Origin of the sequence: Loktanella sp. IMCC34160 (assembly GCF_004145845.1) — a bacterium.
Taxonomy (GTDB): Bacteria; Pseudomonadota; Alphaproteobacteria; order Rhodobacterales; family Rhodobacteraceae; genus SELP01.
In genome coordinates, this window is record NZ_SELP01000008.1 from 55,891 (window position 1) to 71,233 (window position 15,343).

General features: G+C 62.6%; 17 protein-coding genes. 10 read left to right on the top strand and 7 right to left on the bottom strand.

Annotated elements, in window-relative coordinates:
* Nucleotides 1–3 precede the first annotated feature (3 nt).
* A complete protein-coding gene (locus EU803_RS17190; RefSeq protein WP_129685130.1) occupies nucleotides 4–873 on the bottom strand; it encodes a zinc-ribbon domain-containing protein in 870 nt (289 codons plus the stop codon).
* A gap of 170 nt (nucleotides 874–1,043) precedes the next feature.
* Here EU803_RS17190 and EU803_RS17195 point away from each other — a divergent pair, with 170 nt between their 5' ends.
* Genes EU803_RS17195 through EU803_RS17210 form a run of 4 tightly spaced genes read left to right on the top strand, consistent with a single transcriptional unit; the run spans nucleotide 1,044 to nucleotide 3,977 of the window.
* Complete coding sequence (locus EU803_RS17195) at nucleotides 1,044–1,718, top strand: ATP-binding cassette domain-containing protein (RefSeq protein ID WP_129685297.1); 675 nt, start codon at nucleotides 1,044–1,046, stop codon at nucleotides 1,716–1,718.
* Nucleotides 1,715–2,620 (top strand): FtsX-like permease family protein, encoded by a 906-nt coding sequence (locus EU803_RS17200; RefSeq protein ID WP_129685132.1) that lies wholly within the window; start codon nucleotides 1,715–1,717, stop codon nucleotides 2,618–2,620. The genes EU803_RS17195 and EU803_RS17200 overlap by 4 nt, the downstream gene beginning before the upstream one ends.
* Nucleotides 2,617–3,369 carry a lysophospholipid acyltransferase family protein gene (locus EU803_RS17205; RefSeq protein ID WP_129685134.1) on the top strand — a complete coding sequence of 251 codons (753 nt, stop codon included), beginning with the start codon at nucleotides 2,617–2,619 and terminating at the stop codon, nucleotides 3,367–3,369. The genes EU803_RS17200 and EU803_RS17205 overlap by 4 nt, the downstream gene beginning before the upstream one ends.
* A gap of 8 nt (nucleotides 3,370–3,377) precedes the next feature.
* Nucleotides 3,378–3,977: a pyridoxamine 5'-phosphate oxidase family protein gene (locus EU803_RS17210; protein WP_129685136.1), complete on the top strand. Its 600-nt coding sequence runs from the start codon at nucleotides 3,378–3,380 to the stop codon at nucleotides 3,975–3,977.
* 3 nt (nucleotides 3,978–3,980) lie between these two features.
* Here the strand turns inward: EU803_RS17210 and EU803_RS17215 are convergent, their stop codons facing one another.
* Nucleotides 3,981–4,943 (bottom strand): acetyl-CoA carboxylase carboxyltransferase subunit alpha, encoded by a 963-nt coding sequence (locus EU803_RS17215; protein ID WP_129685138.1) that lies wholly within the window; start codon nucleotides 4,941–4,943, stop codon nucleotides 3,981–3,983.
* Between the two features lie 145 nt (nucleotides 4,944–5,088).
* Here EU803_RS17215 and EU803_RS17220 point away from each other — a divergent pair, with 145 nt between their 5' ends.
* Together EU803_RS17220 and EU803_RS17225 are read left to right on the top strand one after the other, a co-directional pair.
* Nucleotides 5,089–5,763 (top strand): hypothetical protein, encoded by a 675-nt coding sequence (locus EU803_RS17220; protein ID WP_242494407.1) that lies wholly within the window; start codon nucleotides 5,089–5,091, stop codon nucleotides 5,761–5,763.
* Between the two features lie 5 nt (nucleotides 5,764–5,768).
* Nucleotides 5,769–6,233, top strand: a complete 465-nt coding sequence (locus tag EU803_RS17225; protein ID WP_129685140.1) for a GyrI-like domain-containing protein — start codon at nucleotides 5,769–5,771, stop codon at nucleotides 6,231–6,233.
* Here the strand turns inward: EU803_RS17225 and EU803_RS17230 are convergent.
* Nucleotides 6,230–7,186 (bottom strand): L-malyl-CoA/beta-methylmalyl-CoA lyase, encoded by a 957-nt coding sequence (locus EU803_RS17230; protein WP_129685142.1) that lies wholly within the window; start codon nucleotides 7,184–7,186, stop codon nucleotides 6,230–6,232. The genes EU803_RS17225 and EU803_RS17230 overlap by 4 nt on opposite strands.
* A gap of 281 nt (nucleotides 7,187–7,467) precedes the next feature.
* Here EU803_RS17230 and dgcN point away from each other — a divergent pair, with 281 nt between their 5' ends.
* From dgcN to EU803_RS17250, 4 genes are all read left to right on the top strand, one after another.
* Nucleotides 7,468–8,469 (top strand): N-acetyltransferase DgcN, encoded by a 1,002-nt coding sequence (gene dgcN, locus EU803_RS17235; protein ID WP_129685144.1) that lies wholly within the window; start codon nucleotides 7,468–7,470, stop codon nucleotides 8,467–8,469.
* 58 nt (nucleotides 8,470–8,527) lie between these two features.
* Entirely contained in the window at nucleotides 8,528–9,487 is a 960-nt protein-coding gene (gene dgcA / locus EU803_RS17240; RefSeq protein ID WP_129685146.1) for an N-acetyl-D-Glu racemase DgcA, read from the top strand.
* Nucleotides 9,488–9,549: 62 nt separating this feature from the next.
* Complete coding sequence (ilvD, locus tag EU803_RS17245; RefSeq protein ID WP_129685148.1) at nucleotides 9,550–11,379, top strand: dihydroxy-acid dehydratase; 1,830 nt, start codon at nucleotides 9,550–9,552, stop codon at nucleotides 11,377–11,379.
* 12 nt (nucleotides 11,380–11,391) lie between these two features.
* Nucleotides 11,392–12,255, top strand: a complete 864-nt coding sequence (locus tag EU803_RS17250; protein WP_129685150.1) for a D-amino-acid transaminase — start codon at nucleotides 11,392–11,394, stop codon at nucleotides 12,253–12,255.
* A gap of 70 nt (nucleotides 12,256–12,325) precedes the next feature.
* Here EU803_RS17250 and EU803_RS17255 read toward each other — a convergent pair whose 3' ends face one another.
* The 4 genes from EU803_RS17255 to EU803_RS17270 all read right to left on the bottom strand — a co-directional run bounded on the left by EU803_RS17255 (nucleotide 12,326) and on the right by EU803_RS17270 (nucleotide 15,266).
* On the bottom strand, nucleotides 12,326–13,114 hold the full coding sequence (locus EU803_RS17255) for a calcium-binding protein (RefSeq protein WP_129685152.1): 789 nt from the start codon (nucleotides 13,112–13,114) through the stop codon (nucleotides 12,326–12,328).
* Between the two features lie 41 nt (nucleotides 13,115–13,155).
* Nucleotides 13,156–13,956, bottom strand: coding sequence for a calcium-binding protein (locus EU803_RS17260; RefSeq protein WP_207209238.1), 801 nt, complete (start codon nucleotides 13,954–13,956; stop codon nucleotides 13,156–13,158).
* 186 nt (nucleotides 13,957–14,142) lie between these two features.
* Nucleotides 14,143–14,466 carry a DUF1244 domain-containing protein gene (locus EU803_RS17265; protein WP_129685156.1) on the bottom strand — a complete coding sequence of 108 codons (324 nt, stop codon included), beginning with the start codon at nucleotides 14,464–14,466 and terminating at the stop codon, nucleotides 14,143–14,145.
* Nucleotides 14,467–14,486: 20 nt separating this feature from the next.
* Nucleotides 14,487–15,266 carry an N-formylglutamate amidohydrolase gene (locus tag EU803_RS17270; RefSeq protein ID WP_129685158.1) on the bottom strand — a complete coding sequence of 260 codons (780 nt, stop codon included), beginning with the start codon at nucleotides 15,264–15,266 and terminating at the stop codon, nucleotides 14,487–14,489.
* Between the last annotated feature and the right edge of the window lie 77 nt (nucleotides 15,267–15,343).

Below are 15,343 nucleotides of genomic sequence, written 5' to 3' on the forward strand. Positions count from 1 at the left end.
GCCTTAGGCCGCGTCGTTGGCGATGAAATCCTGCATCTTCAGATCAATCCAAAGCCGAAGACTGTCCACCCAGTTCACATAGCTGGTCAGGATGGGGTCCAGCTGCGGCACCGCTGCGCTAATTTGCGGGGCATAGACATAGACCGCGGCGGCGATCACGGCGATCAGGATCACCGTCAGGAAGCCACGCCGGAACCCCTTGCGCCGGCTCTGGCTGGTCGCCGCTTCCTCGACCGGGTCGGCTTCGCCACGTTCCGCCGATGACCGAAGGGTCGAATTGATTTCCTCGATATCGGGCAGAAGATCGGACCGCGCGCCGGGGCCGGCGACGGCAGGTGTGGGGGCCCGTTCGCCTTTCAGGCGCGCCATGCGGCGGCGTGCCTCTTCCGCGCGTTGATCTTCGGGGTCAAGCGGCGCATCGAGGCCCAGATCGGGCTGGCTCTGCAATCCTTCGCCACCTGCGCCTTCGCGTTGGGCCCGTTCCCGTGCGGCTTCTTGACGAAGGATATCTGCGATCGCGGGGTCCAGTTCCCGCCGTTGCGCTTCCGGCGCCGGGGTCGGTTCGGGCTCTGGTTCCGGCTCAGGCTCGGGTTCAGGATCAGGTTCCGGGGCGTCCTCGGTCAGGTCAGGTTCCGGCACTTGGACGTCCACGTCCTCGTCTTCGGCCTGCGCTGGGGTGTCTTGCGGCTCTGCCGGCTCCGTCGCTTGGGGCGGCGGCGGCGGGGCAAAGCCGTCTTCTTCCGCCTCGGAGACGCCGGGGCGTTCGAACCATGTATGGCTGCAGTTTGAACATTGCACATCGCGACCGGCGGCCGGGATGACATCATCCGGAACCTCGTACTGTGCCCCGCAATTCGGGCAAATGAGACGCATGCTCTTGTCCTTCCTGCCCCGTCAGGCCCGTTTCAGGGCCACTGTTTCCTCTTTTCTAACAATGAGAAAGGCAATCGGAAAGGAAATACAATCCCAAGGGGGCAAAAGGGCCGATTGAAAACCCGGTCTGTTTTCGGCAGAACACAGGTGCGGTTAATGGGGGACTTATGGTGATCGAGCTCGACAAGGTGGCCTATTCCTATGGCGGGGGCGAGCTTTTTTCCGATCTGTCGCTGACGATGGCGCCCGGGTCCTTCCATTTTCTGACCGGCCCGTCGGGTGCCGGGAAGACGACCCTTCTGAAACTTTGCTATGGCGAATTGACCGCGACCGCCGGTCAGGCGCGGATTTTCGGGCAGGACAGCCGGACCCTTAGCCGCGATCAGGTGGCGATGGTGCGGCGGCGGATCGGGGTAGTCCATCAGGACTGTCAGTTTCTGGACCACTTGTCGGTTGCGGAAAACGTGGCCCTGCCGCTTGCGGTGTCGGGACGCGCGAGCGAGGCAGGCCAGAACCTGTCCGACCTTCTGGCCTGGGTGGGGCTGACCGGGCAGGCGGCGCAGCGTCCGCCGGAATTGTCGGGAGGTGAACGGCAGCGCGCCGCGCTTGCCCGTGCTGTCATCATGTCGCCCGATGTCATCATCGCGGACGAACCGACCGGAAACATCGACTGGGAAATGTCGCAGCGCCTGCTGCGCCTGTTGGTCGAATTGAACAAGATGGGAAAGACCGTCTTTGTGGCCACCCATGACCTGAACCTGATCCGCGCTGCGAAATCACAGGTTTCGGCGCGAATTCTGCGGCTCAAGGACCGGCGATTGCAGGTGGCGGGGGTAGACCTATGAGCCTGCAATTGCGCCATTCCCTGTCGTTGATGACCGGCGACAAACAGGCGGACCGCTCGGTGCCGCCCACTGGGTTTACCGCTTGGCTGACGCTTTTCACCGCCGCCGCGATGGCCTTTCTGGCGGTTTTCGCGCTGGCCCTGTCCACCGCGACGGACCGGCTGGCGGACCGTTGGGCCGCGGAACTGGCCCGCACCTCGACCCTGCGCATTTCAGCCCCCGAAGATCAGATGGCGGCGCAGACAGCCGCTGCAATCCGCCTGTTGGAAACCACGCCGGGCGTGGCCGAAGCCCGCCCCCTGACCGACGAAGAACAGCGCACCCTGCTGGAGCCGTGGTTCGGGCCGGACCTGCCCGTTGAAACCCTGCCCATCCCCCGCCTGATCGAAATCATCGAAGAGGGCGAAGGATATGATCCGACGGGCCTGCGTGCCCGGCTTCAGGCCGAAGTGCCGGGCGCGGTTCTGGACGATCACACCCGTTGGCGCGAACCGCTGGTCGAGGCGGCCAACCGGCTGCGGCTTCTGGGATGGGTGTCCATCGCGTTGATCGCGGCCTCGACCGGGGCGATGATCACCCTTGCCGCGCAGGCGGCGCTGTCAGCCAATGCACAGGTGATCCGGGTGATGCGGCTGGTCGGGGCGACGGATGAATATATCGCCTCTGCCTTTGTGCGGCGGTTCACGATCCGTGCATTCAACGGCGCATTTGTCGGGGTGGTTCTGGGTGGGATCGGCATCCTGTTCCTGCCGGATACCGAAGTGGCGGGCGGCTTCCTGACCGGGCTTGGGTTTCAAGGCGGCGAATGGATCTGGCTTTTGCTTGTGCCGCCGCTTGCGGCGATGGTCGCCTTTCTTGCAACATGGGCCGCAGCGCTGCGCAACCTGAGGGAACAGTCATGAGATATGCCTTCCAGTGGCTTCGGTCCCTGTTGTTCATCATCCTGATCTACGCGGGCATGGTCGTCTACGCGATCGCCTTCCTGCCTTGGGCGCTACTCAGCTCCCGTGGGGCCAGCGCGGCGGCCCATGCATGGTGCGCCTTTGTCAAATGGCTGGCGAGCTGGCTGATCGGGCTAAAGACCGAGGTGCGGGGCACGCCGCCAACGGACGAGGTGCTGGTCGCGGCCAAGCACCAGTCCTTCTTCGATATCATCCTGATCTATTCGGCCCTGCCTCGGTCCAAGTTCATCATGAAGCAGGAGCTTCTTTATGCGCCGATCCTTGGGCAATACGCCAAGCGGATCGGGTGCATCCCCGTCAATCGGGGCAAACGGGCCGAAGCGATCAAGAAGATGCTGGCCGATGTGAAGTCGGGCAAGGCGGAACCGGGGCAATTGGTGATCTACCCGCAGGGCACGCGGATCAACCCCGGGATCAAGGCCCCCTACAAGGTCGGGTCGGGCGTCCTGTATCGCGAGTTGGGACAGGATTGCGTGCCGGTGGCCTGCAACGTCGGCGTGTTCTGGCCCAAGCGGGGCATCTACCGCAAACCGGGCAAGGCGGTGATCGAATTCATGCCCCGGATCAAAGCGGGCAAACCGCTGGATGAATTCATGGCAGAACTGGAGCAGGTTGTTGAAACCCGGTCGAACGAGTTGATGGCCGAAGCAGGGTTTACGGGGCTGCCGACCCCCGACAGCAAAGGCTAGGATCAAGTATGAAGATCATCGACACTTTGGATGCGCTGGAAACCCTCTACGGCACGCCCTCGCAGCTATCCCTGACCAAGGTGGCGACCCGGCTGACACCGCTTTACCGCAAGTGGATAGACGCGTCGCGCTTTGTCGTCCTGACCACGGTCGGACCGGAGGGAACTGACGGCAGCCCGCGTGGCGACGATGGCGCCGTGGTGCGGATCGCAGATGACCAGACGATCCACCTGCCCGATTGGCAGGGAAACAACCGGCTGGATTCGCTGAAGAACATCGTGACCGATGGCCGCGTCAGCCTGATGTTCATGGTGCCAGGGTCCACAAACGTGGTCCGGGTCAATGGCACCGCCGTGATAACCGATGACCCGGAGATCACCGCATCCTTTGAGCGGAAGGGAATGCATCCGAAATCGGTCATCGTCGTGACCGTCGCGGAAACCTATTTCCAATGTGCCAAGGCGGTCATGCGGTCGGGTCTTTGGACGCGGGACGACACAGCGGGCCTGCCAACCGCAGGACAATTTCTGAAGGAAATGGAAGCAAGTTTCGACGCCGACGGCTACGACGGCGCCTATCCTGAGTATGCCAAGACGAAGATGTGGTAGGGGCTAGGCGGCCAGCCCCTTGGACCCCAGCCCAAGGTATTTCTTGCGCCGGTCGTCGCGCAGTTCCTTGCCCTTCATTTTCGACAGGTCCCTCAGCAGATCACGGATCGCGCCGCCCACGGATTTGATCGCCGCATCCTTGTCACGATGCGCCCCCCCCAGCGGTTCGGGGATGATCTTGTCGCAGATGTCCAGCTCGTTCAGATCCTGCGCGGTCAGGCGCAGCGCCTCGGCGGCCTCGCGCATCTTTTCGGCGTCTTTCCACAGGATCGAGGCGCAGCCTTCGGGCGAGATAACGGAATAGATGGAATGTTCCAGCATCGCGAGACGGTTCGCGGTGGCAAAGGCCACGGCCCCGCCCGATCCGCCTTCGCCGATCACGACGCTGATCAGCGGAACCTTCACATTCAGACAGGTTTCGGTGGACCGCGCGATGGCCTCGGACTGGCCGCGTTCTTCCGCGCCCTTTCCGGGATAGGCGCCGGGAGTGTCGACCAGCGTAATGATCGGCACGCCGAACCGGTCGGCCAGTTCCATCAGCCGGATCGACTTGCGATAGCCTTCGGGCCGGGCCATGCCGAAATTCCGTTCGATCCGGCTTTTGGTATCGTTGCCCTTTTCATGTCCGATCACCATCACCGGTTTGCCGTCGAACCGGGCGAGCCCACCCATCACGGCATGGTCATCGGCAAAGTTCCGGTCGCCGGCCAGCGGTGTGTATTCGGTGAACAGCGCCTCGATATAGTCCTTGCAATGGGGACGGTCGGGGTGCCGCGCCACCTGACATTTGCGCCAGGGCGTCAGGGTCCGATAGAGATCCTTGAGAAGATCGCTCGCTTTCTTGTCCAGCGCGGCGGCTTCTTTCTCGACATCCATCTCAGGGTTCGACCGGGCCATGGCCCGCAGTTCCTCGGCCTTGCCTTCGATCTCGGCGAGGGGTTTTTCGAACTCGAGGTAATTCATCACGGATCTCCGAACGGTTTCAGCCGATATAAGGGCGAGCGGGGGCGCAATGCAACTCGACAAGCGGGGGAAAGCCGGGCGGGTTTCAACAGTTGCCGGTTGTCCGGCCTTGGGGCAAGGTGGTTGGAAGCGACAAGGAGTATTTCAGATGCGTATTCACACATTGGTTTTTTGCGGGGTCATGGCTGGCTTCGCCGCCACGGGCGCGCAGGCCCAATCCATTGATTTCGGGGATGACGCGAGTCGCTGGTCCAACGACGGAGAATGCGACGATCCCCGGTTCGAGGGGCCGGGCATGACCAACACCCCGCTTCTGGACGCTGACATTGGCCATGACGCGACCGATTGCCGGGCTGCATTCGAGGCCGGGCGCCTGAGCCTGCGCGGCGGGCAAGCGCCATCGACCGGCGGCAAGGGGCAGCCCGCCCCGGCGGCTCAGATTGTTGGCGGAATCAATTTTGGTGACGATAGCGGCGAGTGGAGCCGGGATGGCGAATGCGACGACCGCCGGTTCTTTGGCAGCGGTATGGCCAGCGGGTTCAGCTGGGACCATGTTGGCCGCGATGCAAGCGACTGTGTCGCCGCGTTCCAATCGGGGACCGTGCGGATGTGGGACTACACCGAGGCCCGCGCCGCGACCCAATGTTCGGCGATCCAGTTCGGGGACGACAGCGGCAGCTATCCCAATGACTATGAATGCGACGATATCCGGTTCGAAGGGCCGGGCGCGGCCATGGGCATGAGCATTGAAAACATGGGCGGAGACGCGAGCGACTGTAGCCGCCTGTGTGACTACGGCGTCGTCTTCCTGCGGGACTACTGACCCTGATGAACCTGCCCTGGGTCGAAAGGGACATGTCGGAACGGCAATTGGCAGGGGTCCTGCACAGGGGCCCCTACAACCAGATTGGACCGGCGTTCGGCAGGCTGCACGAGGCCCTCGCCGGTGCCGGCCAGTTGCAGGCATCGGGGGCTTGGCTGGGGGTCTATCTGGATGATCTTGCCACCACCGCCCCGGCGGACCTGCGCAGCTATGCCGCCTGCGAGTTTCCAGCACATCAGCCGGTCCCAGATGGGATGGAGCGCGTCACACTGCCAGCCTGCCGGGCCGCGATCTTCGTGCACGAAGGGCTCTATGAGGGCCTGCCGTCCTTTTGGGAGGGGGTGACCGCGACGATCCGGGATCAAGCGATCCCGGTCGGCACTGGTCCCTGCTGGGAAGCCTACCTGAACGATCCCACCAACACCGCGCCCGAAGACCTGCGGACCGAGGTGGGGATGCCGCTAGCCTAGCCCGCGATCATTTCAGACTGACGGACGATCACCTCGGCCTGCTTGATGCTGGCGATATCGACAAGACGGCCCTTGTAGACGGTCGCGCCTTCGCCGCGCGCCTTGGCCTCTTCCATGGCTTTCAGGATTTCGCGTGCTTCGGTCACGGCGTCTTCGGAGGGGGTGAAAACCTCGTTCGCAAGGGCGACCTGTTTGGGGTGGATGGCCCATTTGCCGACCATGCCCAGAGTTGCGGACCGGCGGGCCTGCGCCCGGTATCCTTCATCGTCCGAGAAATCGCCGAACGGCCCATCGACGGGCAGCACCCCGTGGGTCCGGCAGGCCGCGACGATGGCCGTCTGTGCCCAGTGCCACGGGTCGGAATAATGCCGGGTATCGCCGTGCAGCATGTAGTAGTTGTCCTGCGTGCCACCGATCCCGGTGGTTTGCATCCCCATAGAGGCCGCGAAATCGGCGGCGCCAAGGCTCATCGCCTGAAGACGGGGGGACGCAGCGGCGATTTCTTCGACATGGGCGATACCGGCGGCAGATTCGATGATGACCTCGAAGGCGATCGGCTTGGTCCGGCCCGTTGCCCGTTCAACGGCCGTGGCCAGTGCATCGACTGCATAGATATCGGCGGCGCAGCCCACCTTGGGGATCATGATCTGGTCGATCCGGTCGCTGGCGTTTTCCAGAAGGTCCACCACATCCCGATACCAATAGGGGGTATCCAGCCCATTGATCCGCACCGACAGATGCTTGGTGCCCCAGTCGATATCACCGATCGCCTCGATGATGTTCTTTCGGGCCTGCCCCTTGTCGTCGGGGGCGACTGAATCCTCAAGGTCCAGGTTGATCACGTCCGCCGCGCTGGCGGCCATCTTTTCGAAAATGGCGGGGCGCGATCCCGGGCCGAACAATTGGCAGCGGTTCGGGCGGGCGACGGGAGAGGGCTGGATACGAAAGGACATCGGTGGCCTTGCAAGTTTGTTGCGTATTTATGTCGGTGTTTTGGTAGAATATTACGCTGCACTGCGCAAGACGCATTTTGCAGGTGCAGAAAGAGCTGGCGTTTCATCTGTTTCAAACGCAAAGCATTCGTTGAAACACCTGTGTTTCAGGGGAAAATTTTGCGTTAATCGGAAAAATGACGCTCATGTCATGGCGTCATGCAGCAACTTTGGGCGAAATTAGAGATCAACTTGCAAAGCGGCCGTGGCACCTAGGGGTGTCCGCGCAAGGAGATGCTGCCATGATCAAGACCCCCTACCTGTTGTTCCTCGGAGATGCCCCTGACCAGCTTGCCGCCAAGGTGGCGCAAGGGATCAAGGACTGGCGCCCGGAAAATGCTGTTGGCCAGTTCCGGATGGAAGGCTGCGGGGCCGATCTGGGCCTGACCGACATGACCCTTGCCGAGGCGCAGGCCGCAGGTGCCAAGACGCTGGTAATCGGTGTCGCGAACCGCGGCGGCGTGATTTCGGCCGCGTGGAAGCAGGTCCTGCTCGAGGCGCTGTGCATGGGCTATGACATCGCGTCCGGCTTGCACAATCTTCTGAAGGATGAGGAAGACCTTGTGGCATGCGCCGCCGATCATGGCCGCACCCTGCACGATGTGCGCATCCCGTCGGTCAAATATCCCATCGCCAACGGCGTCAAGCGTAGCGGCAAGCGCTGTCTGGCCGTTGGCACCGATTGTTCCGTGGGCAAGATGTACACGGCGCTGGCGATGGACGCGGAAATGCGCGAACGCGGGATGAAATCCACCTTCCGCGCCACGGGTCAGACCGGCATCCTGATCACCGGCGACGGCGTGCCGCTGGACGCGGTCATCGCGGATTTCATGGCAGGCTCCATCGAGTATCTGACGCCTGACAACGACGATGACCATTGGGACCTGATCGAAGGGCAGGGCAGCCTGTTCCACGTTTCCTATTCCGGCGTGACCATGGCGCTGGTTCACGGTGGCCAGCCTGACGCGCTGATCGTGTGCCATGAACCGACCCGCGCCCATATGCGCGGCCTGCCGGGTTATAAACTGCCCAGCCTTGAACAGGTGCGTGATCTTGCCCTGCAACTGGCCCATGTTGCCAACCCGGACTGCAAGGTCGTGGGCTATTCGATCAACACCCAGCATATGACCGAGGCAGATGCCCTGGCCTATCTGGCTGACATCGAACAGCGACTTGGCCTGCCCGCGACCGACCCGTTCCGCTTTGGTTCGGGCAAGCTGGTGGACGCGCTGGCCGCGATGTGATCGGGTCGCCCCGGACCACCGGGGCACCTGCCCGCCACCCGAATGCAAAGAGGCCGCCATGCAGATCACCGTCACCCCAAATACCTTCCGCCTTGCCCGTGTGTTCACCATTTCACGCGGGTCGCGGACCGAGGCGAAAGTGCTGACAGTCCGCGCGGATCATGAGGGGGCGACCGGCTGGGGTGAATGCGTGCCCTACGCCCGCTATGGCGAAAGTCTGGATAGCGTGACGGCCCAGATCGAAGGCTTCTCGGGCCGCTGGTGCGATTTGCAGGAGGAACTGCCCGCCGGGGCGGCCAGAAATGCCATTGACTGCGCCCTGTGGGACCATGCCGCCAAATGGAAGGGCAAGCCTGTCTGGGAACTGGCCGGGCTGACCGCGCCGAGGCCGGAAATCACCGCCTATACCCTGTCGCTCGACACACCCGAGGCGATGCGCGCGCAGGCGGCGGAAAACGCCCATCGTCCGCTTTTGAAGATCAAGCTGGGCACCCCCGACGACATGCCCCGGCTGGAGGCGGTCCGCGCAGGCGCGCCCAAAGCCCGGATCATCGTGGACGCCAACGAAGGCTGGACCGCAGAGGTCTATTCCGACCTTGCGCCGCATCTTGTCCGGCTTGGTGTCGAACTGGTTGAACAACCATTGCCCGCCGGGCAGGACGACATGCTGGCCGAGATTGAACGCCCGCTGCCGGTCTGCGCCGACGAATCCTGCCACGACCGGGCCAGCCTGCCGGGGCTGAAGGGCAAGTATGACGTGGTCAATATCAAGCTGGACAAGACCGGCGGTCTGACCGAGGCGCTAGCCCTGCGCGAGGCGGCGCTGGCCGAGGGATACAAGGTCATGGTCGGCTGCATGGTGGGGTCGTCGCTGGCGATGGCGCCCGCGCTTCTGGTCGCGCAGGGGGCGATGGTCACCGATCTGGATGGCCCCCTTCTTCTGGCCGAAGACCGCGATCCGCCGATGACCTTCGACGCGGCGGGTATTCATCCCGCCCCGCCCGCGCTTTGGGGCTAAGCCCTATTTTACTCCACCCTGACCTGCGCTAAGTAACGGCGCGCGCTTCAGGAGGACTTCAGATGCCCAGATACCGTTCCCGCACGACAACCCATGGCCGCAACATGGCCGGCGCCCGTGGCCTTTGGCGGGCCACCGGGATGAAAGAAGGCGATTTCGGCAAGCCGATCATCGCCATCGTGAACTCTTTCACCCAATTCGTGCCGGGGCATGTGCACCTGAAGGATCTGGGCCAGATGGTCGCCCGCGAGGTCGAAAAGGCCGGTGGCGTCGCAAAGGAATTCAACACGATTGCCGTTGATGACGGGATCGCCATGGGCCACGACGGGATGCTGTATTCGCTCCCCTCGCGCGAGGTGATCGCCGACAGCGTGGAATATATGGTCAATGCCCATTGCGCCGACGCGATGGTCTGCATCTCGAACTGCGACAAGATCACGCCCGGGATGCTGATGGCCGCGATGCGCCTAAACATTCCGTGCGTCTTTGTTTCGGGCGGCCCGATGGAAGCGGGCAAGGTCGAATGGGGCGACGGGATCAAGGCGCTGGACCTTGTGGACGCGATGGTTGCCGCCGCAGACGACAAATATACCGACGAACAGGTGCAAGCCATCGAAGAGGCCGCCTGCCCGACCTGTGGGTCCTGTTCGGGGATGTTTACCGCCAACTCGATGAACTGTCTGACCGAGGCGCTGGGCCTGTCGCTGCCGGGCAACGGATCGACCCTTGCGACCCACGCAGACCGCAAGCGTCTGTTCCTTGAAGCCGGGCATCTGATCGTGGATCTGGCCAAGCGTCACTATGAAGGCGACGATTACAGCGTCCTGCCGCGCAGCATCGCCACTTTTGAGGCGTTTGAGAACGCCATGTCGCTGGATATCGCGATGGGCGGGTCCACCAATACCGTGCTGCACCTGCTGGCCGCCGCCTACGAGGGCGAGGTCAATTTCACCATGGAAGACATCGACCGGCTGAGCCGCAAGGTGCCTTGCCTGTGCAAGGTCGCCCCGGCGAAATCGGATGTGCACATGGAAGACGTCCACCGCGCCGGTGGCATCATGGCCATTCTTGGCGAGCTGGACCGCGCGGGGCTGCTGCATAGCGATCTGCCGACGGTGCACAGCCCCACGATGGGTGATGCGCTGAAGAAATGGGACGTGGCACAGACCACGACCAACAGCGTGCATGAATTCTTTTCCGCCGCCCCCGGTGGCATTCGCACGACAGAGGCCTTCAGCACGGACCGCCGGTTCCCGAGCCTTGATCTGGACCGGGAAAAGGGCGTCATCCGCGCAAAAGAACATGCCTTCAGCCAGGATGGTGGCCTTGCGGTGCTGTTCGGCAACCTCGCCGAGGAAGGCTGTATCGTGAAAACCGCCGGGGTCGACGATTCGATCCTGAAGTTCAGCGGCCCGGCCTATGTGGTTGAAAGCCAGGACGACGCGGTGAACGACATCCTGACCGGTAAGGTCAAGGCGGGCGACGTGGTCCTGATCCGCTATGAAGGGCCGCGCGGCGGGCCGGGGATGCAGGAAATGCTCTATCCGACCTCCTACCTCAAATCGAAGGGGCTGGGCGCGGCCTGTGCCCTGATCACCGACGGCCGTTTCTCGGGCGGAACCTCGGGCCTGTCGATCGGCCACGTGTCGCCGGAAGCCGCCGAAGGCGGCACCATCGGCCTTGTCGAACATGGCGACCTGATCGAGATCGACATCCCGAACCGGACCATCAACCTTGCCGTCTCGGACGCGGTTCTGGCCGAACGCCGCGCCGCACAAGAGGCGAAAGGCTGGCACCCCGCCAAGCCGCGCAAGCGCAAGGTCTCGACCGCCCTCAAGGCCTATGCCGCCCTGACCACCAGCGCCGCCAAGGGCGCTGTTCGCCAACTCTGAAGGAAGCCCAAGATGACCCGCACCGTCTATGTGAACGGAGACTACCTGCCCGAAACCGAAGCCACGGTTTCGATCTTTGACCGGTCCTTTCTGATGGCCGATGGCGTCTACGAGGTAACCTCTGTTCTGGGCGGCAAGCTGATCGACTTTGACGGCCATGTGGCCCGTCTGGAGCGGTCCCTGACCGAGTTGGACATGGCCAAGCCCGAGGCGTTCGATGATCTGTTGGAGATCCACCGCAAACTGGTGGAGATCAACAACATCGACGAAGGCATGGTCTATCTTCAGGTCAGCCGGGGGTCTGCGGGCGACCGCGATTTCGTGTTCCCGGACCCGGAGGTGGTCAAACCCACGCTGGTGCTGTTCACCCAGTCCAAGCCCGGTCTTGCCGATAGCCCGGCGGCGAAGAAGGGGATCAAGGTCATCTCGATCGAGGATATCCGCTGGGGTCGCCGCGACATCAAGACGGTGCAGCTGTTGTATCCGTCGATGGGCAAGATGATGGCCAAGAAGGCCGGATGCGACGATGCCTGGCTGGTCGAGGATGGCCATGTGACCGAGGGCACGTCGAACAACGCCTATATCGTCAAAGGCGGCAAGATCATCACCCGCAACCTGTCCAATGACATCCTGCACGGCATCACCCGTGCCGCCGTGCTGCGGTTTGCCCGCGAGGCGCAGATGGAGGTGGAGGAACGTCCCTTTACCATCGCAGAAGCGCAAGAGGCGGATGAGGCGTTCATCACCTCCGCCTCGACCTTCGTGTTCCCGGTGGTAGAGATCGACGGCGCGACGCTGGGCGATGGCACCCCCGGTCCGGTGGCCAAACGGCTGCGTGAAATCTATCTGGACGAAAGCCTGAAATCGGCGATCTGACGGGCGTGATCCAGAGCATTGAAAAAGGGGGCCAGCCAGCCCCCTTTCCTGTTTCAGTGCGTTGTCAGGATCATGCGACGGCGTAGTTGATCGTCACCGAGGCAAGCAGCGCGTTGATCTGCTCGGTCGTGGTGGCGCCCTGGACAATGGCGACGTCCTGCCCGCCCACGGTGATATGGAACCCGGCGCTGTCAGTGGTCCAGGACACGGGCAAGCCGGACAAGGCGGGGTTCAGGACAAGGGTGATGACCTCTGGCCCTTCGGTCAGGTCATGTTCCCAATCCGTGATGATCACGGGGTCAAGCGAGGGGTCGTACACGACAACATCAAATTCATCGTAATGCGCCCCGCCGGTCATCGTGTCACCGGTATCGCCGACCAGCAGGTCCCGACCCCAGCCGCCATCGATAATGTCCGGGGTCCCTTCGTCGCCCGGCGCGTCCACGGCATAGAGTTCGTCCCAACCGGACCCGCCAATCAGTGTGTTGCTGCCAGCAACATCGACGATCACGTCGCTGCCCGCGCCGCCGCGGATGATGTCATCGCCCGCGTCATCAGCATTCAAGCCGGGCAGAAAGTTGGTGTCGTTCCCGTCACCCATGTAGATGTCGTCGTCGCCTGCGCCACCGTCGACATAATCATCGCCCGCGCCTGCAAAGATAGCGTCGTCGCCACCCTGACCGAGAAGGATATCTTCCCCCGCGCCGCCCGAAATCCTGTCGTCCCCGGCACCGCCGGTCAGGTCGTCATCCCCTTCGGTTCCAGAAAGCGTTTCGCCAGAATCAGCGTCGTCCCCGCCGCCAAGAAGCGCCGCAAGCAGGCCAAAGCCCAACAAAAGCGGCAATAGAAATAGTGCCATGATGCCCCCAACATTTTACCGGTCCACCCGACCGGCACCACCTAAACCACTGGATCGCTCCGAACCGTTTGAACATCGGCAGCTGACAGGCCCGTAACCCCCTCGACCACCACAACTTCGATTCCATCCAGATAAACTATTGTACCGGTTCCATCTGCGGTCGCACCAACGGTGACTGGAAGATCTGACGCGCTGACATATTGAAGGACCAGCGTGTCGGCCTCGGATTGATTGAAATCGGTAATTATTGTCGCGGTGTCGCCGGTCGTGAAATCAGTGCGGAACACATCCATGCCGATGCCGCCCGTCAGAGTATCCCCATTGTCGCCCAGCAGGATATCATCCCCGTCGCCCCCGATCAGCGTGTCCGCCCCGGGCGCGGTGTTGTCATCCGCCCCGCTGAGCGTGTCGTTGCCCGTGCCACCGTCAAGCAGGTTGCTGCCCAACGCATCTGCCAGAATGTCGTTGCCGTCGCCACCAAGAAGCGTGTCATCGCCGGAATCGTCGGTCGTGTCAGAGGCGGTGTGCAGGTCGTCGCCGGCCCCAAAATCGAGAATGTCGTTGCCAGCGCGGCCATCCAGAACATCGACACCAGCAAAGCCGGAAAGCGTGTCGTCGCCGTCTGTTCCGGTCAGGGTATCGTCAAAGTCGGTGCCAGACGACGGGTCGCTTCCCGCCCCTGTGCCCCCGTCAGTTCCAGTACCACCGTCCGTCCCGGTGTCGCCGTCCGTTCCAGTGTCACCATCGCCGGTCGTCGTGTCGCCCCAATAGCCGTCTTCCCCGGTCCCGTCTTCTTCGTCTTCGCCAAGGTCGTCGCCCAATGACAACGGCAGGGCGGCCATCAAAAGGAAGATCAGGAAAGGAAGCGCCGATGCTAACATGTCAAACTCTCACCGTTGTGCCGATAGGGCTGTCGGACACCTACATTGCCCGAAATTGGGGCGAATTGTTGATAAATTCAAGAAAATCAAATGTTTGTTGCGTCACTGGCAACAGTCGCGTTGTCTTTCTGCAATTGTCCTTAGGTCTCAGGCGTCTTTGGGTGTCGTGCCGACGTTCTCGGCGAACGCCTTCTTGAACAACTCTTGTTTCTCGTCACTGGCTTCGGTCTGGTTTCCCGCCTTCCAAGCGTCGTAGGGCATTCCGTAGAAGATTTCCCTGGCCTCTTCCTTGCCCATCTCGATGCCCTGATCGGTCGCAGCTTCCTGATACCAGCGCGACAGGCAGTTGCGGCAGAACCCGGCAAGGTTCATCAGGTCGATGTTCTGCACGTCAGGGCGTTGCACCATCAGGTGGTCGCGCAGGCGCCGGAAGGCTGCGGCCTCCAGTTCGGTCCGGGTCTTGTCGTCCATGTCTGTCTCCTTCAAGGGCCTCAGACACCGTCAGCGATGGCAAGGGCGCGGTCAAGCAGCGGGGCAAGCCGTTCGGCCCATGCCTGCTGTTGCTGGGGTGTGCGGATCAGATCGTTGCGGATTTCCACCAGCACGTTCAAGCGCCCATGCTGCAAGGCATGGGTGTCGATGGAATCGCCGTCGAGGTGGCCGCCGTAGGGTTCGTTTTCGCCAACGCACCAGCGTTCGCCAAAGCTGTCTTCGACCCAGGCCCCAAGCGCCGCGTCCTGCCGCAGCAGGTCGATCAGGGGGCGGGTCAGCCGTTCGTCGTAGGAATAGAGGATACCCACTTGCCACGGACGGGGCGGCCGCCCGCGCAGTTGGCGGGTAAAGCTGTGGACGGCGCAGATCACGGTATCGGAACGACGGGCGGCGAGGGTTTCCAACGCGTCGTGGTAGGGGTGCCAGAGCCGCTCCATCCGGCGGGCCTTTTCCTCGGCAAAGGCGGCCCGGTTCGCCGGAATCACTGACCCGTCGTAAAGTTTCATCAGCACGGTCGGGTCGTCGGCGCCCCGGTTCGGGTCGATCACCAGACGCGAGAAATCCGACGAAATGGCAGGGCTGTCGAGCCGGTCCGCCAAGGCAAGAGTGACGCCAAGCGCGCCGGGATCGAAGGCGATGTGGCGCTCCATATCCTCGGGCGGAAGGCCCAGATCGCCGCCGTTTACCCACTCGGGAACCCGATTTGTGGCGTGATCACAGGTGATCAGCCAGCGGGACTGCCGTTTTTCGCCGTGAATATGGTAAGGTTTTTCCGACATTTGGGCCGTGGATCGTCTGTCATTATGCTGTCACAGCACATAGGCCAGTTGAGACCGGATTGGAATTGCGCAATAAG